Raw genomic sequence first — 1014 nt, 5'->3', positions numbered from 1 at the left:
TAGGGCGTGTCCTCAATTTAAAGCCATTAATTGAACAGATTTATCGATTTGTAAATTCTTTTTGTTCATCATTCCACCAACCATTTATTTTGTCTTAATTTAAATCAAAAAAACAATTAAAATCCTGTAGACTTTTACTCCTGATGTGCGACTATTTTGCAAAAAATTAGGGGCACATATGCCAAGACAAATACTCACTGATGAGATATGGATACAACTTGAAAAGACAATGCGATTTCACGGCTGCCATAAATGGAATAATGATCGTAGTGTTATGGAGGCCATTTTATGGAAACTACGCACAGGAGCGCCATGGCGCGATATTCCGAAAGAATTATGTCCATGGAAAACAGCTTATAATCGCTTCAATCGGTGGGCTGCAAAAGGATTATGGGCAGATTTTTTTTTGATGTACGAGGCGAAATTGATACGGAATGGGTATTCACCGATGGAAGTTACGTCCGCGCTCACCAGCATGCGAGTGGATCTCGGCTTGGAGAAGAGCGAGCCATTGGTAAGTCTAGAGGTGGAGCTACTACAAAGATTCATATTGCAGCCGATGCGCATGGAAATCCGATCGATTTTGAAATCACTGGGGGTCAAGTCCACGACTCCCAAGTTGCATGTAAAATAATAGAAAAAGTGGGCTCAGCAGATCATTTCATAGGCGATAAAGGTTATGACTCGGAGGATATTCGAGAAGAGGCCAGAAGTGCGGGAATGAACCCTGTTATTCCTCGGAAAACAAACAGTAAAAAACCTAACCCAGAGTTTGATTCATCTTTGTATAAATTACGCCATTTGGTGGAGAATCTTTTTGCTCGATTGAAACACTTTCGAAGTATTGCTACGCGCTTTGAAAAATTGGCACGAAACTTCAAATCGATGCTTTTTTTAGCATGTTCGATAATTTGGCTTAAATTGAAATGAGAAATTGGTGTAATGATGAACAAAAAGAATTTACAAATCGACAAATCTGTTCAATTAATAGCTTTAAATTGAGGACACGCCCTA

General features: G+C 39.2%; 1 protein-coding gene. It reads left to right on the top strand.

Annotation, left to right across the window (positions count from 1 at the left end):
• The first annotated feature begins 178 nt into the window (after positions 1–178).
• Positions 179–930, top strand: a protein-coding gene (locus OQJ26_RS19270) for an IS5 family transposase (RefSeq protein ID WP_416209942.1) whose coding sequence is annotated in 2 segments (ribosomal slippage) — positions 179–380 and positions 380–930 — 753 coding nt in all. Because the reading frame shifts where the segments join, the coding sequence is not laid out codon by codon here.
• The last annotated feature ends 84 nt before the right edge of the window (positions 931–1014 follow it).

Source organism: Legionella sheltonii (assembly GCF_026191355.1).
Lineage (GTDB): Bacteria > Pseudomonadota > Gammaproteobacteria > Legionellales > Legionellaceae > Legionella > Legionella sheltonii.
Note: the sequence above shows the minus strand (reverse complement) of the source record. Positions and strands in the feature narration are given on the sequence as shown.